Origin of the sequence: Nocardia sp. NPDC003269 (genome assembly GCF_042888005.1) — a bacterium.
GTDB lineage: Bacteria > Actinomycetota > Actinomycetes > Mycobacteriales > Mycobacteriaceae > Nocardia.
Genome location: NZ_JBIAPA010000001.1, coordinates 1,098,049 through 1,123,034, shown reverse-complemented (window position 1 = coordinate 1,123,034; position 24,986 = coordinate 1,098,049). Strand labels below are relative to the sequence as shown.

Below are 24,986 nucleotides of genomic sequence, written 5' to 3'. Positions count from 1 at the left end.
CTGCATTCCCTTCGAATCACACCGGAGGAAACCCAGGTGTCCGCGGGCGGATGGCTACAGCGGCGGTGCGACGTCGGCCTTGGAGGCCCGCAGGTCGCCGGAATCGTGGGCGGCCCACCAGCGCTTGCCGCCCGCGATGAACTCGGCCATCGGGATCTCCCGGCCCGCCGGGTCGGTCACGGTGATCCGGTCGAACCAGACGCGGACGTCGAGCTCGCGCGGGTCGATGCCCTCTTCCTGGGAGAACTCGATGACGTGCGCCGCGATCCGGTTGTCGAGCACGGTGTCGAAGCTGAGCAGCTCGCTCCACAGGGTCCAGCCGCTGTCGTCGAGGTCGATGAATTCCCAGCCGTGCAGCCCGCCGCCACCGAAACTCTCGATGGCCTCGTCGAGCTGCTCGAGGGTGAGGGGGAGGACGCGGGCGTCGATGTCGTCCCAGCGCTGGATGCGCAGAGACGCCGCCACCCGGGTGACTCCGGTGAAGGTGAGCAGGACTTTGGTGTCGATCGGCGTCTCGCCGTCGGCGGGTAGCGTCAGCACCTCGAGAGCGAGCTGCAGCCGCCCCGCGGCGGCGTCCACCTCTACTCCGAGACAGGTTGATTCGGACAAAGCGGTATTCAGGCCGTTGATGTCGAAACTGTCGAGTAGCCCCCTGCTCACGTTCATGCGCTCAGGCTACCGATCGGCCCGCCCAGATCCCAGGATTTAGGATTTTCTCTAGTGATGTCGTTTTTATGGAACCGAAACGGTCCGGCTCGCGTCCAAGTAGATGTCGGGACCGATGGGAGGTCGGAATCCCGACGTCAGCGGCGAACGGCCGCTCCGGGATGACATGGAGGGGAGTCCCGGATCGGCCGTTCCGCCGCTGACTTCGCGCGACGCACCTCGGCTGATAGCCCCCGCCTCATGATTGTGTGCTGACCGATAGCTGGGACCTGTGGATCAAGTTGTGGATTCTGTGGATAACCGGGATCCATCCATAGACCGCGCATTGCCCCGCCCGGCCTCGCTTCCGGCATGGCAGGATCGAGGCGTGACGAGCTCCGATGTGCCCACGGTGCCGGTGGGTGCGGTACCCGCCGCGTTCGACCACGCCGAACCGGCCGCCGGCGCCCAGCTGCTCGACGTGCGCGAACCCGACGAGTGGGAGCTCGGGCACGCGCCCGGCGCGATCCACATCCCGATGGTCGACGTGCCGGCCCGGCTCGACGAGATCGACATCGACGCCGAGGTGTACGTGGTGTGCAGGCAGGGTGGGCGCTCGATCGAGGTCGTCAAGTATCTGGCCCATATCGGGTACGAGGCGGTGAACGTGGCGGGCGGCATGGTGGCCTGGCAGCAGACCGGCCGTCCGGTGGTCGCCGACGGCGAGCACGAAGCCAAGATCTACTAGTCCGGAACGGGGTGCGCGGGTGAGTTCGGTGGTGCAACCATGTGCACGCTGTGGCGCGCGGTGGGCCGTACAGGGCGCGCCGATGCACTGGTGCCCACGGTGCCGTGGCGTGCTGCTGTCGCCGGGCCGGGTCGACGCGCCCGCCGCCCAGCGCAACTACCGCTGGATCGCCCGCAGGCCCGACCATCGCGCGCGCAAGGCCGCGACCTCGATTGTGCGGGCGCCGCTCGGCCCCACCCCGCACTACACCGAGATCCCGCGCTGGGGCCTGCTCGATCCGCCGCCCGCGCCGGCCCGCACCCCCGAGCGGCCGCTGTGGGGCCTGGCCGCCTCGCGCGATGTCCTGCTGGTGGTGACGGCGCTGGCCTTCCTGGTCGCCGCCTGCGCCGAGTACGGCCGGTACCTCATCCTGCTGCGCAACCGCACCAAGCTCATCCCCAGCTGGTTGCTGTGGATCTCCGACATGTCGGTGTGGGTGTTCGGCGTCATCGCGCCGCTGTGCGCGCTCGCCACCGCGCTCGCGCTGACCGGCTGGCTGATCGAGGCGCGCAAGGCGAGGTTCGCGGCCGAGGGCAGACGCGATCCGCGCCGCCGCTGGACGCTGATCCTCGGCTGCCTGGTGCCCGGCGTGAACCTGATCTGGCCCGGCGTCTTCCTCACCGAACTGCTCGGGCCCGCGCCCGATCCCCGGGCCCAGCGGGCCGTGCGGATCTGGTGGGCGGCCTGGGCGGTCAGCGGTCTGATCCTCGTCGCCGCCACCCTCTGGCGCGACGCGTCGACCCTGCAGGCCGAGGCCGACGGCGTCTCGTTCACCGCGTTCAGCGATCTGTGCGCGGCCGGGTTCGTCGTGCTCACACTGTGGACCGTGCGCCTGCTCGAAGGGCGTGACCTGCGCGGCGAGCCGCGTTCGGCGCACCGCTGGGTGATGGCCGCCGATCCCGCCGAGGTCGTCATCGCCCCGGTGCAGCCCGGTGCGCCCGCGAGCGGGCAGGATGACAGTGAACGCGCGGATTCCGCCGGAACAGGCGAGAATACGCAGGAGGAGGTTGTGGCCAAGTGAGCCAGGGCAATCGGGCGCCATTCGTCGTCGCGCACCGCGGTGCGTCCGCGGCGCGCCCCGAGCACACTCTCGCCGCCTACGAGCTCGCCCTCGAAGAGGGCGCCGACGGCGTCGAATGCGACGTCCGGCTGACCCGCGACGGTCATCTGGTCTGCGTGCACGACCGCACCGTCGACCGCACCTCCGACGCCACCGGCCTGGTCAGCGAACTGACCCTGGCCGAGCTGCGCGACATGAACTTCGGCACCGAGGACGCGCCGTCGGGCGTGCTCGCCCTCAGCGATCTGATCGGCCTGGTACTCGACTGGCGCAGCAGGCCGACCAAGCTGTTCATCGAGACCAAGCACCCCGTGCGCTACGGCGCGCTGGTGGAGAACAAGGTGCTCGCCGAACTGCAGCGCTTCGGCATCGCGACGCCGGCCTCGGCCGATCACTCCCGCGCGGTGGTGATGTCGTTCGCCGCGACCGCGGTCTGGCGGATCCGCCGCGCCGCGCCGCTGCTGCCGACCGTGCTGCTCGGTGAGTCCTCGCGCTTCCTCGGCGGCGGCGCGGCGACCACCGTCGGCGCCACCGCCGTCGGCCCGTCGGTGAAGACCCTGCGCGAGCACCCCGAACTCGTCGACAAGGCCGCCGCGGCGGGACGGGCCACCTACTGCTGGACCGTCGACGATCCCGACGACGTGAAATTGTGCGCCGACCTGGGCGTCAGCTGGGTCGCCACCAACCACCCGGGCCGTACGAAGGCGCTGCTGGCCGGCGTCTGAGTTTCCGCAGGGTCGCGTGCGGCGACAGCGCCGCCCGGCCATAAACTCCGTGCGTGGGTAAAAGCAAGCGGAACAGTCCGAAGCCCGACAGTAATCGGGCTCAGCGTCTCGCCGAGCGGCGTGCGGCGCAGGAGCAGGCATCTGCGGCCGTGACGCGGCCGTTCGAGGGGCTTGCTGCCGAATGTGATCTGGTGGCGCTGCGGGAGTTCGTGCCGTCGGCGACCGCGACCTTGAAGCTGGCGCCCGGTGTCGCGGCGCAGCGCGAGGTGACGCTGGCGACGGTGCTGCCCGGTGCGGTGGCCGCGCTGGTGCGTGCCGGTGACGAGCCGGTCGGCTTCGTCGGCACGCAGATGCAGTTCCAGGGCACCGACCCGAACGCCGACATCGCCGCGGCGATCCTGTGGACCCAGTCCGCCGAGCCGGGCGAGTCGCTGAACTCGGCCGATTCGGTCGAGGGCGGTCCGCGCCTGGCCGATGTCATCGATCCGGGCGCCGACCTCGAGCTCACCGTGCACCAGGACTTCGACTGGTGGGTGCCCGAGGGCGTGACCCCCGATCCGCAGGTGGCGGCGACGATCGAGCAGGCCAAGCAGGCGATCATGCCCTCGGCCCGGCTGGATCTGGGTGCCGACGGCATCGGCGCGGCCTGGTGGGTCGACGCGGGCGAGAAGGCGCACGTGCGCTGGGTCCGTCCCGAGGACGAGGACAAGCTGATGCTGGCGCTGGCGCGCGTGCATGCCGGCGGTGGCCTGCACATGGGCGAGGGCTCGCGCTTCGCCGGCTCGTTCCGTACGCACGGTCTGCTGGTGCCGGTGTTCGATCTCGATCCCGAGCGGCACCCGACCGAATGGGAAACGCCCGCACGGGAATTCGGCGCGCGGCTGGCCGAGGCGCTGGCCTCGGATGCCCCGATGTCGGGCGAGGAGCGTCGCTCGCGCGACGGACTGCGTTCGCGTCAGGTCACCCTGCGCTGAACTCTTCCACCCTGAACTAAATGAAATAATCCCATTTCACTTGCCGGGTCGGCTAGGTTCACGCCTACGCCGACCAATCGGCGAAGTGGAAAGGGACAACAATGGAGTTTCTCGGTTCTGTCGCCGGCCTCGCGCAGATGGTCATCGGCACCATTCTGGCCAATACCGGCTCGGGCGGTTCCGGCTCCGGCTGGTGAAGCGCACAACGGATTCGGCTCGCGTGCGCGAGCCGAATCCGGGTGGCTGTGTCAGACGCTGCCGCCGGCGACGGACGGTGCGCCCGACGCGTCCTTCGGGGTGCTGAGCTCACGCCACATGAACGCCTCCAGGTCGAACAGGTTCGACCCGGCGCGATCGGCGATGTTGAGCAGCGTGGTCATGTGCGCGACTTCCTCGACCTGTTCCTTCAGGAACCACTGCATGAACTGCTCGCCGAGGTAGTCGCCCTCTTCACGGGCGGTGCTGGCCAGCCGGATGATCTGGTCGGTGACCGTCTTCTCCTGGGCCAGGGCCAGTTCGATCGGCTCACGGGCGGTCTCGAAGCTCGACTTCGCGGCGTCGATGCCCGCGATCTCCACGCTGATGTCCCGGTCGACGAAGTACTGCACGATCATCATCGCGTGGTTTCGCTCTTCGACGGACTGCGCGTAGAACCGCTTGGCGAGCTGCGGGAGATCGTTGTTGTCGAACCACACCGCAATGGCGATGTACTGATGCTCGGCGTTGAACTCATGCCGGATCTGGTCTTGGAGCAGGCTGTGGAATTTGCTGCGAGGGGCTTCCGGATGAATCGACATGGCCGCAACATTAGACCTGGTAAAAGGGGGTTGTCATCCAAGTGCAACCTTATTGAGGGAAGTATTTCCTAACCAAGTATTCCCTTACTGAAGCTGCCCTGTGCCCGCCATTTTCGGCGCCGTGTTGTCCACTGGCACAGCGCCTGCCAGCTCACGCCGGATGAATTCCTCCACGTCGAACAGATTGTCCTGCCGGTCCAGCACGGTGAGCAGCGTGCTCATCTCCGCGACATCGGCGACCTGTTCCTTCAGGAACCACTGCACGAATTGTTCGCCGAGGAAATCCTCGGCCTCGCGCGCCGCCCCGGCCAAGGCGCTGATCTGCGCGGTGGCGGTCCGTTCCCGATCGAGCAGGAAGGCGATCGCGGCGCGCGGCGAATCGAACTCCGAGCGCAGCTCGTCGAGCCCGCCGATGGTCACCGCGACATCGCGATCGAGCAGATACTGGACCATCCGCATCGCGTGGCCCCGGTTCTCGGCCGAGCGGGCGTAGGTCTGCGCGGCCAGCTCCGGTAGTCGCTCGGCGTCGAAATACACGGCGGCGGCCAGATACTGCTGTGCTGCGGTCAGCCCGTGCCGGATCTGGTCCCGCAGCAGCTCGATGAACGAACGGTCCTCGGCCATACAACGACGTTACCGCGTCAGCAGGTCCTCGGGAATCTGTTGATCCTTGGCCAGGGCGTCGAAGAAGGCGCTCGCCTTCGTCTTGTCCCACAGCAGCACGTTGCCGACGTCGGTGTCGTCGAATCCGCCGATCGGCACGCTGGTGGTGACGGTGTCGCCGCGCATCGCCCAGCCGAGCGCGGCCAGGTTCCAGATGTGGTCGCCGTCATCGACTTTCAGTGATCCGGCCACGCCGGTGGCCATCGGCCACAGCGCGAACGGATTGGCCAGGGTGCCCAGGCTGGTCGCCTTCTTCAGCAGCGCCGACATGAACATCCGCTGGTGCTTCATCCGGTCGACGTCCGCGCGCGGGGTCGCCCTGGTGCGCACGAAACCCAGCGCCTCGGGGCCGGTCAGCTCCTGGCAGCCGGCGGGCAGGTCGAGCCCGGCCAGCGGGTCGACGATCGGCTCGTCCAGGCACATCTCGATGCCGCCGAGCGCGTCGACGACGCCGGCGAAGCCGCCGAAGCCGATCTGGGCGTAGTGGTCGATCCGCACGCCGGTGGCTTCCTCCACCGTCTGCACCAGCAGCGACGGGCCGCCGAACGCGAACGAGGCGTTCAGCTTGTCCTTGCCGTGGCCGGGAATGCTGACGTAGGAGTCGCGCGGCAGGCTGACCATCGTGGTCGGCCCGGACGACGGGATGTGCACCAGCATGATCGTGTCGGTGCGTTCCGGGCCGGTGTCGCCGCCGGTCGCCAGCTCCTGCTCCTGCTCGGTCGACAGGTCGCCGCGGCCGTCGGAACCGACCAGCAGCCAGTTCGTGCCGGGCGTATTGCCGATCCGGTCGCTGTAGGAGGCGAGCGCGGGGATGCGGGTCAGCGAGTTGTCCAGGTGCACCACCGCGGCGACCAGGCCGACGATCAGCAGCACGACGACCACCAGGAACCACCGGAACGGATGCCGCCTGCGCCGTCGTCGCGGCGGCTGGACCTGCCCGCCGGCGTCGGCGGGCGGTGGGGTGCGCCGCCGGGGCGGGACGGCGTCGTGATGGGGGACCGGGCGCTGGGTGGGCGCGTGCCTGGCCGGCTCGCGATGCGGCACCGGGCGCTGCGTCGGCGCGTGTCCGCGCGGTGTCACCTGCTCGTGCGGCATCTGCGAATAGGCGAGCGGCTGATCGCCGCGGCCGTCGCGATGCAGGACCTGGGTCGGCTCGATATGCGAGGCGGGACGCTCGCGGCGCGGCGCCGGGTTGTAGCGCACGGTCGGACCCTCGTCGGGCGCGGGCATGCGCCCGGCCTGCGGGTTTCCGCGCCGCATGGCCGGATCGCCGCCCGGGGGCAGCGGTCGGCGCGGCGGAGCGCCGCGGCCCGCCGGTGGCGGCACGGCAGGACCACCGGGGCGGCCTGGCGGCGGCACCCGGCGCCTGCGCGGGTCATCGCGCGGATCGTCGCCGTTCATCACTGTGGAACTCTACTGATCGTCGGGGGCGCGGGTCGGTGTGCGCGCTCGGTTACTACTGGATACCCCGCTCGCGTGCCCGTGTTAGCGCGAAACGCGGTGATGTGGTGAGACTCGCCGTGACACGCCGCCTCACGGCAGCCAGCCGACGCGGCCGCGCAGCACGGTATAGCCCAGGTAGGCGACCGCGTCGATGGTCGCGTGCGCCAGGATCAGCGGCCACAGCCGATTGGTGCGCTGCCAGTACCGGCCGAAGATCACGCCCATCACGATGTTGCCGAGCCCGCCACCGAGTCCCTGGTACAGGTGATAGCTGCCACGCAGCAGCGCCGAGGCGGCCAGTGACCGGTTCTCCGACCAGCCGAGCTTGCGCAGCCGGGTGATCAGGTAGGCCACCACGAGTACTTCCTCGGCGACCGCGTTCGCGCAGGCCGACAGGATCAGCACCGGCAGCCGCCACCAGTGCTCGGTCAGCGAGCTGGGCACGATGGTGACGCTCACCCCGAGCGCGTGCGCGATGAGATACAGCGCCAGTCCGGGCAGGCCGATCACCGCGGCCAGGATCAGGCCGTGCAGCACGTCGGTCCGGCGGATCCTGGCCAGCCCGATCAGCCGCGGTCCGATCCCGCTGCGCCACAACAGGTACAGGCCCAGCGCCGCCCACGCGAGCAGGCGGGTGACGCCGACGAGCTGGAACAGCAGGTCGAGGATCGAGTTGTCCGAGCGCGAGGCGTTCAGCGCCACCGTGCGCCCGCCGACCCCGCCGGGGGCCAGCGCCGAGTCGAGCAGGGCCAGGCCCGCGCTGATCCCGCTCAGCCCGAAGGTGACGAGCAGGACGATGGCGATCTCGACTCGGAGACCGAACCGTTCCCGCTCGCTGAGCGTGGTGTCAGGAGGATCGACGCGCATGTCGCGCAGTGTAGGCAGCCCGGGTGGCCGGGGCGCGTCGCGCCGTGACGGATTCAGATGCGGCGCAGGCCGTTCAGAAAGGGGCAGCCCGCCAGGATGCGCACGGCCTTGCTCAGCGCGGCGACGTCGTCGGCGGGCGTGGCGAAGGGCAGGCGCACGTCGTGGTCGCCCTCGTTGCTCTCCACCCGCAGGGTCAGGCCGTAGCGGTCGATGGCCAGCGGGTGCACCAGGCCGCCGCGCAGCCGGGTCGGCAGGTGGCGGGCAAGCATGGCGACGATGTCGGCGTGGTCCTCGACCATGTGCTGCAGCCAGGCGCTCTCCATCTCGCAGAACGGATCGGCGGTGGCCGCGCGCAGGTCGGCGTGGTCGACCGATTCCGCGCCCGAGGTGTCGGCCAGCACCGCCGAATTCACCACGACGCGCAGCAGGGTGACCCCGTGGCCGACGTCCAGCAGCCCCGGATGCGGGTATTCCTTGGCGATCTCGACCGCGAGCGCGCGCTGTGCCTGCATCGGCACCTGCCGCACCCAGCCGCGCAGCCACACCAGCGCGCGGACCGGTTCGCGCAGCGGCAGCGGGGCGTGGTCGGTGAGCTCGAGCACCGCCGAGGTCTCGTTCGCGGTCGCCGCCAGCGCCGCCGCGATCGAGGTGGCGGGCACCGCGATCACCGCGTCGCCGCAGCGGCGCAGGTGATGCAGCGTGGTCGGCACCGGATCGATGCCGGGGAGCGCGAGCATCGCCGTTTCCGCGTGGGCGCACGCACTACGCACGCGCTCGGCGGTCGTCGGCGCGAGAATCGTGGTGGGGCTCGACATGACATCCTCCGCGAACTGATGATTAGGTAAACCTAAGCTAAGTTACAGCGCCGGTTCGCGCAAGAGGACACCCGAGCGAATCGGCGAACGAATCGGCTCTACGGTGGTCTGATGACGCACGACGACCACGGCGACGACCACCCGACCCCCGCCGAACCCGTGCTGGTCACGCTCTCGACCCCCGCCCGCCGCAGCCTGGTGGCCGGCCTGGTCCGCCCGCCGGGCAGCGCACCGGCCACCGCCGAGGTCGTCGACATCGACGTTCCCGACGCCGAACTGGCCGCCTTCCTGGTCCGGATCGCGCACGCCGACCACGGTTTCGTTGCCCGCACCGCCAGCGCGCCCCGCGCCGTCGCCATCGTCGCGGGCACGGTCGCCGCCCTGTGCGGCGAGGACATCCCGACCGCCCTCACCACCCCCGACCTCGAATTCCTGACCTCGCTCAAGCCACCGGCCATCGAAGCCACCCGCACCGTCCTGCTGGCCGTCGAAACCGACGATGAGCAGGCGATCCGCGACGCTCTCCGAGTGCTGGATTCCTGAGCCGGGCCGACTTCGGACAACGATCCAGCTAATCTTTCTGTGTGCCGCGTATTGCGTATTTCGGACCGTCCGGAACGTTCACCGAGATGGCTCTGGCGAAGTTCGAGAACTCGGGAGCCTTCGACGGCCCCGTCGAGCGAGTCGCCGCGCCGAGTCAGGGCGCGGCGCTCGATCTGATCCGGTCCGCTGACGTCGACGGCGCCGTCGTGCCGATCGAGAGTTCGGTCGAAGGATCGATCCCGGCGACGCTGGATTCGCTCGCCCTCGGACCTCGGCTGCAGATCGTCGCCGAGACCGAGCTCGAGGTGAGCTTCACGATCCTCGCGCGACCCGGCACAACCCTCACCGAGGTGCGCACGCTGGCGGCCTACCCGGTCGCGGCCGCGCAGGTCAGGCAGTGGGTCGCGCGGAACATGCCGGCGGCGCAACCGTTCACCTCGGCCTCCAACGCGGCCGCCGCCGAGGACGTCGCGGCCGGCATCGCCGACGCGGCGGTGTCGACGGCGCTGGCGGGGGAGCGGCTCGGCCTGGCCACGCTGGCCGCCGGGGTGGCCGACCACGAGCAGGCGATCACCCGATTCGTCCTGGTGACGAAACCCGGGGTCGCCCCGCACGCCACCGGCGCCGATCGCACGTCGATCGTGCTCGAACTCCCGAACGAACCCGGGTCGCTGATGCGCGCGTTCGCCGAATTCGCCACCCGCGGTGTCGATCTCACCAGGATCGAGTCGCGGCCCACCCGGACCGCGATGGGCACCTACCGCTTCTACCTGGACTGCGTCGGCCATATCGACGATCCGGCGGTCGCGGAGACATTGAAGGCTTTGCATCGCACGGCGCGGGTCCGCTACCTCGGCTCGTGGCCCGCGTACGCGGCAGTCGGAACACCGCCCCCGTCGGACGAACCTGCCGCAGAATGGTTGACGCAATTGCGAAAGGGGGTCGCTGACCTATGAGTACACCCGCGAAGCTGGTGCTGGTGCGGCACGGCGAGACCGAGGGCAACGTCGCGAAGATCCTGGACACCCAGGTGCCCGGTCTCCCGCTCACCGAACGCGGTGTGGCACAGGCGAAAGCCTTCGGCGCCGGGCTGGTGCGGGCGCCGCAGGTGCTGGTGTCGTCGGAGGCGCTGCGCGCCCGGCAGACGGCGAGCTACATCGAGGCGGCCACCGGTTCGCCCGCGCACGTCCTCGACGGGCTGTACGAGGTGCAGGTCGGCGAGCTGCACGGTCGCTCGGACCAGGCCGCGCACCAGGTCTTCCAGGAGATCTACCGGGGCTGGCATCGCGGCGAGCTCGACACCAGGGCACCCGGAGGTGAATCCGGCCGCGAGGTGATCGACCGGATCGTGCCGATCCTCGCCGGACTGCGCGAGGAATTCCTGACCGCGGACGCCGAGGGCGACGTGATCGTGGTGAACCACGGCGCCGCCATGCGCCTGGTCGCGATGACGCTGGCCGGGGTGGCGCCGCCGTTCACGACGAACAACCACCTCGACAACACCGAGACCATCGAGCTGCTGCCCACCGCCGACGGCGGCTGGGAGTGCCTGCGCTGGGGCAGGTTCACCCCGCCGTTCGCGCTCGAGGCCGCGCTGTCGGCCGACGACCCGATGGGCTGATCAGACCGGGTTGTCGGCCTTCGCGGTCGGGAACTCGGCGCGGATCGGCAGTGACTCGATGAGATCGGCCACCGCGGTGCGCAGGCGCGCGGTGGTGCCGGTCGCGATGGACGACCACTTCACGCCGTCGTCGGCCATGCTGGCGGTGATGATGAATCGGCCCGCGCGCGTGTTGAACACGGCGATGTGGTTGTCCTGGATATCGCGGGTGCCGTCACCGTAGGCGACGCCGACGATCTCGGCGTAGGAGTGGATCTCCACCAGGGCCGAGGACAGGGCCTGGGCGTCGGTGGCCGGCTTGCCGATCTTGCTCAGCCGCTGCGTGGTGGCCGCGACGTCACCGGTGTCGCCGAAGATCGGCGCGAGTTCCTCGGTGGGCGCGTTCATCCCGTACAGCTCGAGCGCTTCGGAGTGCCCGAGCGCCTGCAGCACCGCGCCCGGCAGGTCGAGGCCCGCGTCGTCGATGACGAAGGACTCCGGCCCGCGCAGGGCGACGACCGCGCGGTCGTCGCCCTGCGCCAGGCAGAACCGGTTGACGTGGCCCTGGACCACCCAGCGCAGGGCGATGATCCACTGCGGCCGGTAGAGCACCCGCAGGCGCTCCGCCAGCTCGGTCTGGACCACGTCACCGAACAGCAGTTCACGCTCGGTGAGAGCGGCTTCGGCCGCCTTCATGGCGGCGTCGTGCGTCGAGATGTTGTCGTAGCGACCCATGGCGTCGAGCACCACGGGCATCTCGTCGAACTGCAGCTTCTCCAGGAGAAACTGCATCTCGTCGAGCGAAAGCACGACGGCCTCCAGCAACGAACCCCCGCTACTCCCCCCGAGCACCGTCACTTGGCCGATCCGGCGAGATCGCCGCCGATCACACCTTCGGCCGTGTACCGGCCGTCGGTGAACGCCTCGTCCGAACGGCCGTAGTCGACGGCGTCGTGCTCGTCGTCGTCCTCGCCGTTGGCGCGGTTGCCCATCAGCGGGTTGCCGCTGGTGTTCGCGTTGCGCACGGGCGCGCCGTCCGCGCGGGCGACGACCGACTCGGTGACCGCGGGCGCCGCGGCGGGCGCGTTGGCCGCCGGCGCGCCCCAGCCCTCGGGCAGCTTCAGCTGACCGTTGCTGAGCGAGACGTTGCCGAGGCCCGCCGACGTGGTGGCCACTCCGGCCGCCGCGCCGACCGCGCCGAGGCTCGCCATCGCGGGCGCCGCGCCGGTGGCCGCGGGCACGGTCGCCGAGGTGGCGGCCGAGATCGCCGAGGCGCCGATGTTGCCGACCGTGCTGACGCCGCTGGTGACGACGCCACCGGCGACATTGGCCGCCTGGGTGGCGGCGCTCACGACACCGGGGTTGGTGACGAAGGCCTGCGCCGCGGCGACCGCGGTGCTCAGCGGGTCGCCGCCGAAGTCGCCCTCGGCCGCGGTGCCCGCGCCGTTGGCGATGGTCGGCGGCATCGAGAACTCACCGGGCGTGGTGACGGTGGCGGTGGTGGCGGCCTCGTAGGTCTCCATCACCAGCGCGGCGCGGATGTCCATGGCGTTGCGGGCGACCTCGGCCGCCTCGAAGGCGCCGGACACGACACCGGGCGGGTTGGCCGACGCGGCCACCGCGGTGTTGGTCGCGGCGATCTCGGGCAGGCTCGGCATCGCGAGCGAGGCCACGGTGTAGGCGGTGGCGTTGGCGGTGGCCTTGACCCCCATGGCCGCGGCCATGATGCCCTGCTGACCCGCCCAGGCGCCGAAGGGCGCGAGCTTGGCGAGCACGGCGAGGCCGTTGACACCCTGCAGGCCGACGCCGACCTCGGCGATGACGCGGGTGACGGTGAAGGCGGCGTCACCCCACGCCGCGGCCAGCGTGCCCCACGAGGTGGCGGCGGCGGAGATCGGAACGGCGTGTGCGCCCGCGTTGAGCGTGGTCGAGTTGACTTCTGCCATGCGCGGCAGCCAGAAGACCCCGGTGATCCCTGCGGTCATGCTTGTTTCTCCCCTGAATGAATGATCGACGACGGATCGGGTACGACTAGACCTGGATCGCGGTGATCGCCGCGCCCTGGGCGATGTCCTCGCCGATATTGGTGACGAGCTGCGAGCGCAGGGTCGCGGCCGCGTGGTGCAGCTCGAGGATGCCCTGGGCGACGGAGCTGTCGTGCGTGGCGGCGGCGCGGTTGAAGTGCGAGGCCGCGAGCAGCGACACCTCTTCGGCACCGGACGGGAGCACATGGGTGGTTGGCCCGGCGAGGCCGGCGGCCACGGCGAGGCGCTCGGCGAGCAGATCCAGCTCGGCGGCAGCGGCGAGGACGATTTCAGGTGTGACGAGAACGTGTCCGACCATGACCCGACTCCTTCTGGTGGCGACTATCGGGAACCACGAGAATTCCCCCTACGAGTGATAGGACGCGAGAGCGGGTCGTTCGGTTCCATCGATTCCCCACCCAGTTTCGCTAGCCCCATCCCAGCTCATGCAACCGGTCGTCGTCAATCCCGAAATAGTGTGCTATTTCATGGATCACGGTGATCGCTACTTCCTCGACCACCTCGTCGTCGGTATCGCAGATGTCGAGAATAGCCTCTCGATAGATGGTCACGGTATCCGGCAGTGACCCCGCGTAGTAGCTGTCGCGCTCGGTGAGCGCGATGCCGTGATACAGCCCGAGCAGCGAGGGTTCCTCGTCGTTTCTGGCCTCGACCAGCACCACGACGTTGTCGATCGCCTCGGCCAGCTCGGGCGGGATCAGGTCGAGCGCGTCGCCGACCAGCTCCTCGAAGCGCTCCGGCGACATCCGTTCCGACACGGTCACCGCGGCTGCGGCTGCGGGGGCAGCGGCGCCGCGCCGGGCAGCGGGGCGGGCGTGGAGCGGCCGGTGTTCGGCGGCGGCACCGGGGCTTGACCGTCGATCAGGATCTCGCCGCGGGCCGATCCGACGATCGCGGCGAATCCCTCACGGTCGGCGCCTTTTCCGAGCCAGCAATCCAGTTTGTGGCTGCCCGCGAGCCAACTGGTCGGTTCCAGATAATCGAAGAACAGCGTCAGCGTCTTGTTCCGGATGGCGTCGGGGCTGCCCAGATAGTCGGTCGAGAGCCGGTTGCATTCGGACTCGACGTACTTGTCCTGGTCGGCCTCCGAGGGCGGCCCGCCGGTGAAGTTGCTCGCCAGGTCTACGGTGCCGACGATCTCGACCGAATGCGGCTGGGCGCAGTCGACCGGATCGGTCGGCAGGTTCTGGTTGATGCCGAGGCAGGTGCCGGTGGCGTGCACCTTCGACTGGTCCTGGCTCGCGACGGCGCCGGTCGCGGCCGGGCTGGTCGCGGTCGCGGCGACCTGGAGGCCACAGCGCAGGGTGCGGTCGCCGTGCTGCCAGCCCGCCGGGCTCGGCGACATCACGTTCACCATGTACCGGCCGCGCGGATCGAAGCGCCCGCCCAGGTACTGCTGCACCGCCGGGACGCAGTGCTCGTCGCGCAGCTCGGTCATCCGCAGCGAATCGGGGTGCCTGGTGCCGCCGGCGAACTCCCGGCCCGGGTAGGCGGCGAGATCGATGACGCCGGCCACCTCGAACAGGTGCTTGTCCTCGCAGTTCACCTTCACCAGGTCGCTGCGGTCGGCCTTGGTCCAGCTCAGGCAGTCGCCCACGCTCGCGCTGGAGAACTCCTTGTCCCTGACCACGGGCTCGGAGCCGGGCTGGTGCGCCTCCAGCCCCTTGTCGTTCTCGAAGCCGGTGACCAGCATGGTGACCATCGCCGCGAGCACCGCACCGAGGGCGCCGATCAGCAGCCCCCACCGCAGTTTCGTCGCCGACAGATGCAGCGAACTGGGGACGCGGCCACGCGACGCGGATCCCTCGGCTGGTTCCCTCTGCTCATCAGACATCGCGGTCCATCATGGCAGCGCGGTCGCTGCCGTGCCACGACCTTCGGCCCGGAACCCGTCGGCGCAGGTCCCGGGCCGTGGCCGTCAGCCGCGCAGGGCCGAGGTGAAGATGCCGGGCAGGCGGGTCTTCTTGCCGTCGCCGTAGAAATCGGTGAGCTTGCGACCCGTGCCGGTGCCGGTCTTGTTGCTGACGAACCACGGCGGCTTCGGGCTCAGGGTGAATTCGCCGTGCAGCAGTGCGCGGGGCGCGGGCCGGAACGGGCCGCGGACCACGGTGCGCTCCACATCGTCGAGCAGGAAGGCGTTGTGCACGACGCCGATGCCGCTCTGGATGTCGTCGAGGGTGTGGCCGGGGAAGGCACCCCAGCTCGCGCGCGGGGTCAGGAAGGCCAGGCCGGTCCACGCGTTGAGCGCGACGGTGCCGTAGCGCAGGTCCTCGATCGCGGTGTCGAGTGCGCCGCCGAGCTCCTTGATCGTCGCCGGGTGGGCGATGATGTTGGCGCCCAGCGTGCCCATCAGCTCGTCGTTGGCGAAATCGACCGCGTTGCGGAGGAACTCGCCGCCGGTGCCGGTCAGCTCGACCACGCCGAGCACGGGGGAGAAGTACTCGGTGCGCAGCAGCGGGGTGTCCGCGGTGGGCAGGTTCTCGACGAGCACGCGGCCGTTGGCCCGCTCCGAACCCGGGTACGCCGACAGCGCGCCCTCGACCCGGCCGTCGCTGCCCGGGTAGTAGGCGGGCCGCGCGGGCGCGCCGTCGATCGCCGCGCGCAGTTCGGTGAGGAACGCGTCCTTGAGCGGCCAGTCCGCGCTGAGCACCACGGTCTGGGCGGCGACGCAGTTGTAGCCGCCGTTGTGCAGCCGCTGGGTCGCCACGTGCTCGGCCTGGAACTTCAGGTCGGCGGCGGACCAGTCGCCGGGCACCACGATGCACGGGGCGACGCCGCCGAGTTCGCTGGTGATCGGCTTGTCCAGCGCGGGCTCGCCGGTCTTCTTGCGCTCGGCGCCCGCCTCGCCGGGACCCCACACGATCGCGTCGTGGGTGGGCGCGCCGCCGGTCATGTGCACGTGCGCGACCTGCGGATGGGTCACCAGGTAGCCGCCCTCCGGCGCGCCGCCGGTGAGGATGCGGACGACCCCGAGCTCGATGAACGGCGCGAAGATGGCCTGGAACACCGGCAGCAGCGGATCGGTGATCGGGTTGAGCTTGAGCGCGACGACCCGGTTGTTGGCGTAGAGCTCGTAGAGGGTGTCCAGCGGCGCGATCGACATGATGTTGCCCGCGCCGAGGACCGCGCCGACACCGCCGGTCGCGGCCGGTTCGAGCTGGGCCAGCCCGGCCTTGCGCCGCGCGGTGGCCGCGTCGACGCCGGGACGCAGCCAGACATCGGCGCTGAAGCCGCTGAGCAGCAGCTTGTCGTAGACGCCGTGCGGCAGCGCGGGCACCGAGACCCGGCCACCGGGGGCGGTGCCGAGGTCGACACCGTCGAGCGGGCTCGCGCCGCGCTCGAGCGCGCCGATCGATTCGGCCAGCGCCTGCGCGCCGGCCAGCATCGTCATCGGCCCCGACATCCACTCCTCACCGACCAGCGGACTGTCGGCGGACAGCTGCTTGATGGTGCGGGCCGCCGCCACCCACGCCTCGGCGTTGGCGGCGGTTTTCGTATGGAGTTCCTCGAGCAGTTCGCGGCGACGGCGCAGGTCGGTCGCGGCCCAGGTCTTTTCCCCCTGTGTGAGATCAGCGAGCGCGGTGTCGATGACGGCGGTGTCGAAAGTAGTACTCACACCGCAACTATGCTCCTGTTCGGCCCGGAAGGCATAGGCCGCGGGATAAAGAGTTGAGTAAACTACTAGGCTGTTTTCTCATGATCGACCTCCGATTCCTGCGCGAGAACCCGGAAGCCGTCCGAGCCTCGCAGCGGGCCCGCGGTGAGGACCCCGCACTCGTCGACGCCCTGCTCGAAGCCGACGCCGCGCGCCGGGCCGCCGTGGCCACCGCCGATACGCTGCGGGCCGAGCACAAGGCGATGGGCAAGGTCATCGGCAAGGCGAGCAAGGACGAGCGTCCGGCGCTGCTGGCCGCCGCGACCGACATGTCCGCCAAGGTCAAGGAAGCCGAGGTCGCCCAGAACGCGGCCGACGCCGACCTCGACGCCGCGCACCGCGCCATCTCCAACGTGGTGCAGGACGGCGCGCCCGCGGGCGGCGAGGACGACTACATCGTGCTCGAAACGGTCGGCACCCCACCGGAGTTCGACTTCGAGCCGAAGGATCACCTCGAGCTCGGCGAGTCGCTCGGCCTGATCGATATGGAGCGCGGCGCCAAGGTGTCGGGCTCGCGGTTCTACTTCCTGACCGGCGCCGGCGCGCTGTTGCAGCTGGGCCTGCTCCAGCTGGCCGCGCAGAAGGCCGTCGCCAACGGCTTCACCATGATGATCCCGCCGGTGCTGGTGCGCCCGGAGATCATGGCCGGGACCGGCTTCCTCGGTCAGCACTCGGCGGAGGTCTACCACCTGGCCGACGACGATCTGTACCTCGTCGGCACCTCGGAGGTGCCGCTGGCCGGCTACCACGCCGAGGAGATCCTCGACCTGAGCGAGGGCCCGAAGCGCTACGCGGGCTGGTCGTCGTGTTTCCGCCGCGAGGCGGGCAGCTACGGCAAGGACACCCGCGGCATCATCCGCGTGCACCAGTTCGACAAGGTGGAGATGTTCGTCTACACCACGCCCGAGCAGGCCGATGCCGAGCATCAGCGGCTGCTCGCGTGGGAGCGCGAGATGCTGGCCGCGATCGACGTGCCCTACCGGGTCATCGACGTGGCCGCGGGCGACCTGGGCAGCTCGGCGGCGCGCAAGTTCGACTGCGAGGCCTGGGTGCCCACCCAGCAGACCTACCGCGAACTCACCTCGACCTCCAACTGCACCACCTTCCAGGCCCGCAGGCTCGCCGTGCGCTACCGCGACGAGAACGGGAAAGCGCAGGTCGCGGCCACGCTGAACGGCACGCTGGCGACCACGCGCTGGATCGTGGCGATCCTGGAGAACCACCAGCAGGCCGACGGTTCGGTGCGGGTGCCCGCGGCCCTGGTGCCCTTCGTCGGCACCGAAGTACTCAAACCGTAGAGTCCTTCACTGTTTGCTGGACTCCCATTTGGTGGATGTGGCAAACGCCCTGACCGAACAACATCTAGGCTGGTGCTCGTGCGAGGAATCGGGGCGCGCGGCGATACCCGAACCCGGGTGCGGGCGGCATCGGCGTTGGCGACGGCGAAGGTCATGGCCAGGACAACGGGGGCGTTCTACGTCCTCGGCGGTGTCCTCGGCCTGACGATCACTGCCATCGCACCGGGTGACGACGGTAATCGGCTGCTGGTCGGTACGGCGGCGGCGGTCGCGCTGGTGCTCGGTCTGACGTTGCTGGCGTGGGGTCCGCGGATGCCGCACTCCCTGCACCACCTCTACCTGGCGACCGCGACCGTCCTGGTGACGATCGCGGTGCACTCCTTCCCGAACCTGGTCGGCGGCATCACGCTGGCCTCGTTCTACGTCTTCGTCGCCTGTGACGCCGCGCTGTTCTTCGCGTGGCCCCAGGCCGCGGCGCACATCGGCTTCGCCATGGCGCTGTGCCTGTGGGTGCTGCCCGACCGTGGGCTGCCGTGGTGGTCGGGCATGATCCCGGCCGGTGTCACCTTCGGCGCCGGTGTCGTCGTCGGCATCCTGACCAGGATGGCCTCGGACGCCGATATCGATGTGCTCACCGGGCTGCTGAACCGGCGTGGCTTCGAGAAGCAGCTCAACCCCGCGATCGACGCGGCGGGTCGCGGCGGTCAGGGCCTGGCCCTGGTCCTGGTCGACCTGGACCGCTTCCAGAAGATCAACGATCACCTCGGCCACCGGGCGGGGGACGCGGTGCTGCAGCGGGTCGCCGACACCTGGCTCGACCTGCTCGCCCCCGATCAGGTGCTGGCCCGCTTCGGCGGCGACGTCTTCGCGCTGCTGCTGCCCGGCACCACCGAGCAGGCCGCGATCCTGCTCACCGAGAAGCTGCGCGCCGCGGTGACCATGGGCTGTTCGGCCGGTGTCACCTCCTGGCAGCCGGGCGAGTCCGGGTCGCTGCTGATCAGCCGCGCCGATGTCGGCCTGTACCGGGCCAAGCAGGCGGGCCGCAACCGCACGGTGCTCGAGTCGTCGCGGCAGCTGCCGCTGGCGGTGGAGCTGCGCGAGGCGATCGACCGCGGCGCGCTCGACGTGCACTACCAGCCGATCGTCAGCCTGTCCGAGGACGGCGGCCAGGCCGTCGGCGTCGAGGCGCTGCTGCGCTGGTCGTCCAACGCCCAGCCGGAGGTCACCACCGAGGGCCTGATCCGGGTCGCCGAGGAATACGACCTCATCTCCGACCTGGACGAGCTGGTGCTGCGCCGCGCGTGCGCCGACGCCGCCCGCTTGCAGGAGAGCTTCGCCTCGCTGGACCTGACCCTGAACGTCAACGTCTCGGGCCTGGAGCTTGCCGAACCCGATTACGCCGAGCGGGTCGCGACCATCCTCAACGACACCGGCTGGCCCGCCGATCAGCTGGTCCTCGAGGTCACCGAGAGCGAGCTGGCCGCCGAATCGCAGACCGCGATCACCAACCTGCACACCCTGCGCGACCGTGGCGTCCGCATCGCCATCGACGACTTCGGCACTGGCTACTCCTCGCTGAGCCGCCTGGCCACCATCCCCAGCGACATCCTCAAGGTCGACCAGTCCTTCGTCGCCGCGATCCGCTCCGACTCACCGGCGCCGCCGCTGCTCGGGGTGATCGCCGCGCTCAGCAAGTCGCTGGATCTGCAGGTCATCGCCGAGGGCGTGGAGACCGAATACCAGGCGGCGGTGCTCACCGAGCTCGGCTTCGCGCTGGCCCAGGGCTACCACTACAGCGACTCGCATCCGGTCTCGGAACTGATCAACGACCTCAACGACGGTCAGCCGCGCACCGGCAGCACCGACGACGATTCGCTCTCGGCGAGCGGCTGGATTCCGCTCGGTTAATCGCTTGACGTCGCGCCCGCTCGCGGCGAACTATGGACGCATGCGAATGCTCATCTACCGCTGTTGATCTTCGGAGCTCTACCGGCGCGCTGCGGCGGTGGTGGCGCGCTTGACCAGTGACCCGGTCGACGTGCGCGGTGTCGCGGTTCGGGCGGTCCTGTTCAGGGGCACGCGCGACCTGCTGCCGATCTATGCGCTCTACGGTGTGCTCTTCGCCGATCACGGCCTGAGCACCGCGCAGATCTCGCTGCTGCTCGCCCTCTGGTCGATCACCGCCTTCCTGCTGGAGGTGCCGTCGGGCGCCTGGGCCGACACCGTCTCGCGCCGGGCGTTGCTGGTGCTGAGCTGCCTGCTGCAGGCGGCCTGTTTCGCGCTCTGGATGCTGGCCCCGTCGTTCCTCGGTTTCGCGCTGGGCTTCGTGATCTGGGGTGTCGCGTCGTCGCTGGAATCGGGCACCTTCGAGGCGCTGATCTACGACGACCTGGTCGCCCGTGGGGAGCCGTCGGCCTACGCCAGGATCATGGGCTGGGCGCGTGGCGCCCAGGAGACCACGGTGCTGGCGGCGATCCTGGTTGCCGCCCCGCTCTTCGCGCTCGGCGGCTATCCGCTGGTCGGCTGGGTCAGTGTCGGTATCGCCCTGCTGCACACCCTGACCGCGGTGGCATTGCCGAGCCCGCCGGTCGCCATCTCCGCCACCGCCGTCGACGACCTCGACGACGAGCCACCGGCTGCGGGCCCGCACCGGGTCCCCGGCGCGGCTCCCGGGCACCCACGCCCGGCGAGCACCGCCGAAACGGCCCGCGTCGACGACCTGGCGCCCAGCGTCCGCACGGGCGACCGGGTCGCGCCCGCCCAGGACATCGCGGTTCGGTCGACGACGCCGACCGGCCTCGCGCGCTACCTGGACATGCTGCGCACCGGCACCGCCGAGGCGTTCCGGGTGCGCCGGGTGCGCCGTGGCGTGCTGCTGGGCGCCCTGCTGTACGGCGTCACCGCCTTCGACGAGTACTTCGGTCTGCTCGCGGTGTCCGGTGGCTCGTCGACCAGCATGTCCGCGCTGCTGGTCGGCGTGACAGTGGTCGGTTCGCTCGCCGGTTCGCTGCTGGCTGGCCGGACCGAGGTCGTCTCGGCGCGCTGGCTGGCCGTCGCGTTGTTCGCGGCCGGTCTGCTGTTCATCGCGGGCGCGCTGGCGGTGGGCGCCGCGCCGACCGTCGGCCCGATCCTGCTGTGGGCCGGCTTCGTCGGTATCGGCATCGCCTACGGTGTCGACTTCGCGATCGAGGTGGTGGCCGGGGCCCGGCTGCAGGCCGCCATCGCGGGCCCGGCGCGGGCGACGGTGCTGTCGTTCTCCGGGCTGCTCTCGGAGATCGTCGCGCTGGCGGTGTTCGGTTTCGTCGCCGCGGCCACCCAGTGGCTGACGATGTCGGCCACGATCGCCCTGCTCGGCACGGTCCTGCTCGCGGCCGCGCTGCTCACCCCGAGCTGGCTGCCGCCGCGGGTCTCGGACGACTAGTCACCACCGCAGCATCGGCAGTGGTCGCGTGGGATGGCGCACCGCCTGCCGCAGCGCGCTGCGCACCAGGAAGCCGTGGAATCCCCGATACGGAAACCGCGCGACGACCTGCGCGGCGAACCCCGCGTCGATTCCGCTGCGGAGCACACCGTGGCTGACATCGACGCGATCGGCGACCCGGAACGTCTCGACGAGCGGATCGGTCCTGGCCCGCAGACCGTGATGCTCGAGCACCATCGTCCGCACGAGTTCCGGGTCGGTGATCCCGAACCCGGCCGCGAGCTCGTCGCCGAGCTCGGCCGACGGCGCGAGATAGTCGAAGGTGCCCGCCGTCCAGATCCCCAGATCGTGGACGGCCCAGGCCAGGGCGGCCGCGTCCGGCAGCTCCCCGCCGAGCAGCGCCCGCTGGTAGTTCGCGCAGCGATAGACGTGGTTGCGGTAGGTCTGTTCGTCCGGCCCGAGCGCCGCGCGATGACGTGCCAGTACCTCGTCGATCACCGGGTGTGCCTGCATCGGAACATCGTTCGCCGACATCGTTCTCGCCCCCTGACGCGTGTCCGGACACCACCGGTGAGTCTACTGTCGAAGGGCACAGCGGCACGGTGACGAAAGGACGCGGTGGTCGGGCGCGGCGGTCTCGGACTGATCTTCGGCTTCTGCATCGGCGCCGGCGTCGCCGTGCAGGGGCGGATCAACGGCGCGCTCGGCGCGGAACTGGGTGACGGTGTCGCGGCCGCCACGATCAGCTTCGGCACCGGCCTGCTGGTCCTGCTGATCGCCTTCGCGGGCAGCCCGGCCCTGCGCGCCGGGCTGGGCCGGGTGCGCACCGGCGTCGCGGACGGCACGCTGCGGCCCTGGCAGCTGCTCGGCGGCCTGTGCGGCGCGTTCTTCGTCGCGAGCCAGGGACTGACGATCGCCGCGATCGGTGTCACGGCCTTCACCGTCGCCGCGGTGGCGGGTCAGCTGCTCAGCAGTCTCGTCGTCGATCGGCTCGGCATCGCGCCCGCCGGTCGCACGCCGGTCACCCGATGGCGGGTGGTCGCCGCCGTGCTCGGCATCGCGGGCGTCTTCCTCTCGGCGGGCGGGCACTCCGTCCCCGCCACCGCGGTCACCGGCGTCCCCGACCTCCCGCTCCTGCTCATCGCCCTCCCCGCGCTCGCCGGCGTCGGCCTGGCCTGGCAGCAAGCCGTGAACGGCAGGGTCGGCGCGGTCGGCGGCCCCTTCTCGGCCACCCTGGTCAACTTCGTCGTCGGCCTGGTCGCCCTCTGCGCGTTCGACCTGGTCACCCTGCTCCGCACCGGCCTGCCGACCACCTTCCCCACGGACCCCTGGCTCTACCTCGGCGGCCTGATCGGCGTCGCCTTCATCGCCCTGGCCGCCGTCACCGTCGGCCTGATCGGCGTCCTCCTCCTCGGCCTGACCTCCGTGGCGGGCCAGCTCGTCACCGCCCTCCTGCTCGACACCATCGACGGAAAACTCTCCACCACAGCCGTTCTCAGCTGCGCGATCGTCCTCGCCGCGGTCGCGGTGGCCGCTCGCGCGTCGGCCGCGACCACCCGGCGAGGTGCCTCCTAGCGGCGTCGGCCGATCCGATGGAGCTGCGGTCCGGCTCTATCGCGCGGCGCCGTTCCGGCCGGGTCGTCACGGATGAACCGCGCTGTCGGCGTGGGTGTTAGGTTGCTCGCGAACGTACCGAGCCGGGCTGAACGGACCGGCTCGCCCGCCGCGGCGGGAGTGAAGTGGGGGAGTGCCGAAGTGATCGAGCCGTTGGCGGCGGGCGAACTGACGATGATCGGCCGGTACCGGATTCGCGGTGTGCTCGGCGCGGGCGGGATGGGGCGGGTGCTGCTGGCCACGGGGCCGGACGGGCGCTTCGTCGCGATCAAGCAGATCCACGCCCACCTGCTCGACGACCGTGAGTTCCGGGCCCGCTTCGAGCGTGAGGTCGCCATCTCCGCCCGGGTGTCCGGCGCGTTCACCGCGGCGGTCGTCGACTTCGACACCAGCGGCGAAACACCCTGGCTGGCCTCGGTGTTCATCGCCGGTGTCCCGCTGGATCGCGCGGTTCGCGAACTCGGCCCGCTGCCCGTCCCGGCGCTGCGCACCCTCGCCTCCGGTCTCGCCTCGGCCCTGCACTCCATCCATGCCACCGGCCTGGTGCACCGTGATCTCAAGCCCGCCAACGTGATCCTCGCCGCCGACGGACCCAGGGTCATCGATTTCGGCATCGCACAGGCGGTGGGTTCCGGAGCGCTCACCGAGGTCGGCGCCGTCGTCGGCTCGCCCGCGTACATGTCACCGGAACAGGCCATGAGCGAGCCGGTGACCTCGGCCAGCGATGTCTTCTCACTCGGTTCGCTGCTGTGCATGGCGGCCACCGGACAGAGCCCGTTCGCCGCCACCTCCGCGCCGTACACCCTGTTCAACATCGTCCACAGCGAACCCCAGCTCGACCAGGTCCCCGCGCCGCTGCGCGAGCTGATCGCGGGGTGCCTGCGCAAGGACCCCCAGGCCAGACCAACTCCCGCGCAGATCCTGGACTACCTCGGCGTCCTCCCGGTCCAGCCGCACCCTTGGCCCGCGCCGATCCACACCGAAATCACCGATCAGACCCGGAATCTGGTGGCGCTCACCTCGGACCCCGAGGCGACCCAGATCATTCCGGCCGACCTCGCGATTCCCCAGGCACCCACCGCGCCACCGCCCACCGCGCCGGCCCGGAAGCGGCGCACGGCACTGGGGGTGGGGCTCGCCGTGGCGGTGGCGGCGGTGCTCGCCGCCGGGCTCACCGCGGTCGTGCTGCGTGGCGGCGAAGCGGCGCCCCCGACCGCGACGCCGACGGCCACCCTCCCGAGCATCGACCAGCTGCGCGGCGTCGACACGTGCGCCTGGCTGCCGAAGGCGCTCGGCACCACCCTGCCGAGCGCCGCCGCGGCCAAGGCGTCCACCGATGTGTCGTCCTGGCGCTGGCAGGCGACGTCGAGCTGGGGCTGCGACGGTACTTCGGGAGCCGCGCGCATCGCGGTCGAAATCGGCGCCGCGATGGACGGATTCGAGCCGAACGCGCGGGTGGTCAACGGCTACGCGGTGGCTCGCCGAGGTGCCGACTGCGCCTTCGCGATCGAGGGCGGTGCGGGCGGCACGCGCTGGGGCATCACGGCCGACACCTTCACCCGCGACGACTGCGCCCTCGCCGACCAGGTCGTCGACCGGCTGACCGCGTCGCTGGGTGGGCTGTCGGCCGATCCCGCCGCGCAGCGCTCGCTGGCCTCGGTCGATCCCTGTGCCCTGGTGGACAACACGGCCTTCGCGCGACTCGGCGCCGGTGCGCCGGTGTCGGCACACACCTGCCACTGGCCGGGGACGACCAGCGTGCGGGTCACGCTGGCACAGCCACGACAGCGGCAGACCTCGATGGCGGAGGAGACGATCGATATCGGCGACGGCATCCTGGTCGAGAAGTCCGGCGAGATCACCGCCCCGGCGTCCGAATGCCGCCGGACCTACCGCTACCGCAAGGTCGGCCAGACCTTCACCGAGGTCGTCGAGATCGTGGTGAGCGATCCGAGCCTGCGCACGGCCCAGCTGTGCGAGATCGCCGACCCGCTGGTGAAGCAAGCCGTCGGCAGGTTGCCCGCGCAGTAGCGG

The 24,986-nt window shown here is 70.6% G+C and carries 25 protein-coding genes; 12 read left to right on the top strand and 13 right to left on the bottom strand.

Annotated features, from left to right (window positions below; translation table 11 throughout):
- Window positions 1-54: 54 nt before the first annotated feature.
- Window positions 55-666 carry a hypothetical protein gene (locus tag ACFYWJ_RS05125; protein ID WP_355283754.1) on the bottom strand — a complete coding sequence of 204 codons (612 nt, stop codon included), beginning with the start codon at window positions 664-666 and terminating at the stop codon, window positions 55-57.
- A gap of 367 nt (window positions 667-1,033) precedes the next feature.
- Between ACFYWJ_RS05125 and ACFYWJ_RS05120 the strand changes: the two genes are divergently transcribed.
- The 4 genes from ACFYWJ_RS05120 to ACFYWJ_RS05105 all read left to right on the top strand — a co-directional run bounded on the left by ACFYWJ_RS05120 (window position 1,034) and on the right by ACFYWJ_RS05105 (window position 4,191).
- Window positions 1,034-1,393 (top strand): rhodanese-like domain-containing protein, encoded by a 360-nt coding sequence (locus tag ACFYWJ_RS05120; RefSeq protein ID WP_355283752.1) that lies wholly within the window; start codon window positions 1,034-1,036, stop codon window positions 1,391-1,393.
- A gap of 109 nt (window positions 1,394-1,502) precedes the next feature.
- Window positions 1,503-2,453: a DUF4328 domain-containing protein gene (locus tag ACFYWJ_RS05115; RefSeq protein WP_355283750.1), complete on the top strand. Its 951-nt coding sequence runs from the start codon at window positions 1,503-1,505 to the stop codon at window positions 2,451-2,453.
- A complete protein-coding gene (locus ACFYWJ_RS05110; RefSeq protein ID WP_355283747.1) occupies window positions 2,450-3,217 on the top strand; it encodes a glycerophosphodiester phosphodiesterase in 768 nt (255 codons plus the stop codon). The genes ACFYWJ_RS05115 and ACFYWJ_RS05110 overlap by 4 nt, the downstream gene beginning before the upstream one ends.
- A 53-nt stretch (window positions 3,218-3,270) precedes the next feature.
- The gene (locus ACFYWJ_RS05105; protein WP_355283744.1) at window positions 3,271-4,191 is read left to right on the top strand and encodes a DUF5926 family protein; all 921 of its coding nucleotides are present in this window, start codon (window positions 3,271-3,273) and stop codon (window positions 4,189-4,191) included.
- A 248-nt stretch (window positions 4,192-4,439) separates the two neighbouring features.
- Here the strand turns inward: ACFYWJ_RS05105 and ACFYWJ_RS05100 are convergent, their stop codons facing one another.
- The 5 genes from ACFYWJ_RS05100 to ACFYWJ_RS05080 form a co-directional block, all read right to left on the bottom strand.
- Window positions 4,440-4,988, bottom strand: a complete 549-nt coding sequence (locus ACFYWJ_RS05100; RefSeq protein ID WP_355283742.1) for a ferritin — start codon at window positions 4,986-4,988, stop codon at window positions 4,440-4,442.
- Between the two features lie 84 nt (window positions 4,989-5,072).
- Window positions 5,073-5,612, bottom strand: coding sequence for a ferritin (locus tag ACFYWJ_RS05095; protein WP_355283739.1), 540 nt, complete (start codon window positions 5,610-5,612; stop codon window positions 5,073-5,075).
- A gap of 9 nt (window positions 5,613-5,621) precedes the next feature.
- Window positions 5,622-7,052, bottom strand: a complete 1,431-nt coding sequence (locus ACFYWJ_RS05090) for an LCP family protein (RefSeq protein WP_355283737.1) — start codon at window positions 7,050-7,052, stop codon at window positions 5,622-5,624.
- 132 nt (window positions 7,053-7,184) lie between these two features.
- Window positions 7,185-7,961 carry a CPBP family intramembrane glutamic endopeptidase gene (locus tag ACFYWJ_RS05085; RefSeq protein ID WP_355283734.1) on the bottom strand — a complete coding sequence of 259 codons (777 nt, stop codon included), beginning with the start codon at window positions 7,959-7,961 and terminating at the stop codon, window positions 7,185-7,187.
- Window positions 7,962-8,014: 53 nt separating this feature from the next.
- Window positions 8,015-8,776 carry a DUF2470 domain-containing protein gene (locus ACFYWJ_RS05080; RefSeq protein WP_355283731.1) on the bottom strand — a complete coding sequence of 254 codons (762 nt, stop codon included), beginning with the start codon at window positions 8,774-8,776 and terminating at the stop codon, window positions 8,015-8,017.
- Window positions 8,777-8,887: 111 nt separating this feature from the next.
- On the opposite strand from ACFYWJ_RS05080, the gene ACFYWJ_RS05075 reads away from it, so the two are divergent.
- From ACFYWJ_RS05075 to ACFYWJ_RS05065, 3 genes are read left to right on the top strand one after another with little or no spacing between them, the layout of a single operon-like run.
- Window positions 8,888-9,319, top strand: a complete 432-nt coding sequence (locus tag ACFYWJ_RS05075; RefSeq protein ID WP_355283729.1) for a hypothetical protein — start codon at window positions 8,888-8,890, stop codon at window positions 9,317-9,319.
- Window positions 9,320-9,360: 41 nt separating this feature from the next.
- Window positions 9,361-10,275 (top strand): prephenate dehydratase, encoded by a 915-nt coding sequence (pheA, locus tag ACFYWJ_RS05070; protein ID WP_355283726.1) that lies wholly within the window; start codon window positions 9,361-9,363, stop codon window positions 10,273-10,275.
- On the top strand, window positions 10,272-10,940 hold the full coding sequence (locus ACFYWJ_RS05065) for a histidine phosphatase family protein (protein ID WP_355283724.1): 669 nt from the start codon (window positions 10,272-10,274) through the stop codon (window positions 10,938-10,940). The genes pheA and ACFYWJ_RS05065 overlap by 4 nt, the downstream gene beginning before the upstream one ends.
- On the opposite strand, the gene ACFYWJ_RS05060 is transcribed toward ACFYWJ_RS05065, so the two are convergent.
- The 6 genes from ACFYWJ_RS05060 to ACFYWJ_RS05035 all read right to left on the bottom strand — a co-directional run bounded on the left by ACFYWJ_RS05060 (window position 10,941) and on the right by ACFYWJ_RS05035 (window position 16,580).
- A complete protein-coding gene (locus tag ACFYWJ_RS05060) occupies window positions 10,941-11,711 on the bottom strand; it encodes an ESX secretion-associated protein EspG (protein ID WP_355283721.1) in 771 nt (256 codons plus the stop codon).
- 62 nt (window positions 11,712-11,773) lie between these two features.
- Window positions 11,774-12,904 carry a PPE family protein gene (locus ACFYWJ_RS05055; protein ID WP_355283718.1) on the bottom strand — a complete coding sequence of 377 codons (1,131 nt, stop codon included), beginning with the start codon at window positions 12,902-12,904 and terminating at the stop codon, window positions 11,774-11,776.
- A 46-nt stretch (window positions 12,905-12,950) separates the two neighbouring features.
- The gene (locus ACFYWJ_RS05050; RefSeq protein WP_355283715.1) at window positions 12,951-13,262 is read right to left on the bottom strand and encodes a PE family protein; all 312 of its coding nucleotides are present in this window, start codon (window positions 13,260-13,262) and stop codon (window positions 12,951-12,953) included.
- 109 nt (window positions 13,263-13,371) lie between these two features.
- Complete coding sequence (locus ACFYWJ_RS05045) at window positions 13,372-13,710, bottom strand: metallopeptidase family protein (protein WP_378825668.1); 339 nt, start codon at window positions 13,708-13,710, stop codon at window positions 13,372-13,374.
- A 14-nt stretch (window positions 13,711-13,724) separates the two neighbouring features.
- Window positions 13,725-14,798 (bottom strand): septum formation family protein, encoded by a 1,074-nt coding sequence (locus tag ACFYWJ_RS05040; RefSeq protein WP_355283712.1) that lies wholly within the window; start codon window positions 14,796-14,798, stop codon window positions 13,725-13,727.
- Window positions 14,799-14,882: 84 nt separating this feature from the next.
- Window positions 14,883-16,580, bottom strand: coding sequence for an aldehyde dehydrogenase family protein (locus tag ACFYWJ_RS05035; RefSeq protein ID WP_355283709.1), 1,698 nt, complete (start codon window positions 16,578-16,580; stop codon window positions 14,883-14,885).
- A gap of 80 nt (window positions 16,581-16,660) precedes the next feature.
- On the opposite strand from ACFYWJ_RS05035, the gene serS reads away from it, so the two are divergent.
- The 3 genes from serS to ACFYWJ_RS05020 all read left to right on the top strand — a co-directional run bounded on the left by serS (window position 16,661) and on the right by ACFYWJ_RS05020 (window position 21,338).
- Window positions 16,661-17,917, top strand: a complete 1,257-nt coding sequence (gene serS / locus ACFYWJ_RS05030) for a serine--tRNA ligase (protein ID WP_355283706.1) — start codon at window positions 16,661-16,663, stop codon at window positions 17,915-17,917.
- A gap of 78 nt (window positions 17,918-17,995) precedes the next feature.
- The gene (locus ACFYWJ_RS05025) at window positions 17,996-19,825 is read left to right on the top strand and encodes a bifunctional diguanylate cyclase/phosphodiesterase (RefSeq protein ID WP_355283703.1); all 1,830 of its coding nucleotides are present in this window, start codon (window positions 17,996-17,998) and stop codon (window positions 19,823-19,825) included.
- Window positions 19,826-19,925: 100 nt separating this feature from the next.
- Window positions 19,926-21,338: an MFS transporter gene (locus ACFYWJ_RS05020; RefSeq protein WP_355283825.1), complete on the top strand. Its 1,413-nt coding sequence runs from the start codon at window positions 19,926-19,928 to the stop codon at window positions 21,336-21,338.
- Here the strand turns inward: ACFYWJ_RS05020 and ACFYWJ_RS05015 are convergent, their stop codons facing one another.
- Entirely contained in the window at window positions 21,339-21,851 is a 513-nt protein-coding gene (locus ACFYWJ_RS05015; protein ID WP_355283700.1) for a hypothetical protein, read from the bottom strand.
- A 105-nt stretch (window positions 21,852-21,956) separates the two neighbouring features.
- On the opposite strand from ACFYWJ_RS05015, the gene ACFYWJ_RS05010 reads away from it, so the two are divergent.
- Window positions 21,957-22,913 carry a DMT family transporter gene (locus ACFYWJ_RS05010; RefSeq protein WP_355283698.1) on the top strand — a complete coding sequence of 319 codons (957 nt, stop codon included), beginning with the start codon at window positions 21,957-21,959 and terminating at the stop codon, window positions 22,911-22,913.
- A 180-nt stretch (window positions 22,914-23,093) separates the two neighbouring features.
- Entirely contained in the window at window positions 23,094-24,983 is a 1,890-nt protein-coding gene (locus ACFYWJ_RS05005) for a serine/threonine-protein kinase (RefSeq protein WP_355283695.1), read from the top strand.
- Window positions 24,984-24,986 lie beyond the last annotated feature (3 nt).

Bases quoted from the DNA above. Each gene is read 5' to 3' on its own strand.
- ACFYWJ_RS05050 (WP_355283715.1), bottom strand. From the start codon at position 13,262: ATGGTCGGACACGTTCTCGTCACACCTGAAATCGTCCTCGCCGCTGCC.
- ACFYWJ_RS05065 (WP_355283724.1), top strand. From the start codon at position 10,272: ATGAGTACACCCGCGAAGCTGGTGCTGGTGCGGCACGGCGAGACCGAG.
- ACFYWJ_RS05095 (WP_355283739.1), bottom strand. From the start codon at position 5,612: ATGGCCGAGGACCGTTCGTTCATCGAGCTGCTGCGGGACCAGATCCGG.
- ACFYWJ_RS05125 (WP_355283754.1), bottom strand. From the start codon at position 666: ATGAACGTGAGCAGGGGGCTACTCGACAGTTTCGACATCAACGGCCTG.
- serS (WP_355283706.1), top strand. From the start codon at position 16,661: ATGATCGACCTCCGATTCCTGCGCGAGAACCCGGAAGCCGTCCGAGCC.
- ACFYWJ_RS05015 (WP_355283700.1), bottom strand. From the start codon at position 21,851: ATGCAGGCACACCCGGTGATCGACGAGGTACTGGCACGTCATCGCGCG.
- ACFYWJ_RS05045 (WP_378825668.1), bottom strand. From the start codon at position 13,710: ATGTCGCCGGAGCGCTTCGAGGAGCTGGTCGGCGACGCGCTCGACCTG.
- ACFYWJ_RS05075 (WP_355283729.1), top strand. From the start codon at position 8,888: ATGACGCACGACGACCACGGCGACGACCACCCGACCCCCGCCGAACCC.
- ACFYWJ_RS05085 (WP_355283734.1), bottom strand. From the start codon at position 7,961: ATGCGCGTCGATCCTCCTGACACCACGCTCAGCGAGCGGGAACGGTTC.
- ACFYWJ_RS05040 (WP_355283712.1), bottom strand. From the start codon at position 14,798: ATGTCTGATGAGCAGAGGGAACCAGCCGAGGGATCCGCGTCGCGTGGC.
- ACFYWJ_RS05100 (WP_355283742.1), bottom strand. From the start codon at position 4,988: ATGTCGATTCATCCGGAAGCCCCTCGCAGCAAATTCCACAGCCTGCTC.
- ACFYWJ_RS05080 (WP_355283731.1), bottom strand. From the start codon at position 8,776: ATGTCGAGCCCCACCACGATTCTCGCGCCGACGACCGCCGAGCGCGTG.
- ACFYWJ_RS05055 (WP_355283718.1), bottom strand. From the start codon at position 12,904: ATGACCGCAGGGATCACCGGGGTCTTCTGGCTGCCGCGCATGGCAGAA.
- ACFYWJ_RS05060 (WP_355283721.1), bottom strand. From the start codon at position 11,711: ATGCAGTTTCTCCTGGAGAAGCTGCAGTTCGACGAGATGCCCGTGGTG.
- ACFYWJ_RS05090 (WP_355283737.1), bottom strand. From the start codon at position 7,052: ATGAACGGCGACGATCCGCGCGATGACCCGCGCAGGCGCCGGGTGCCG.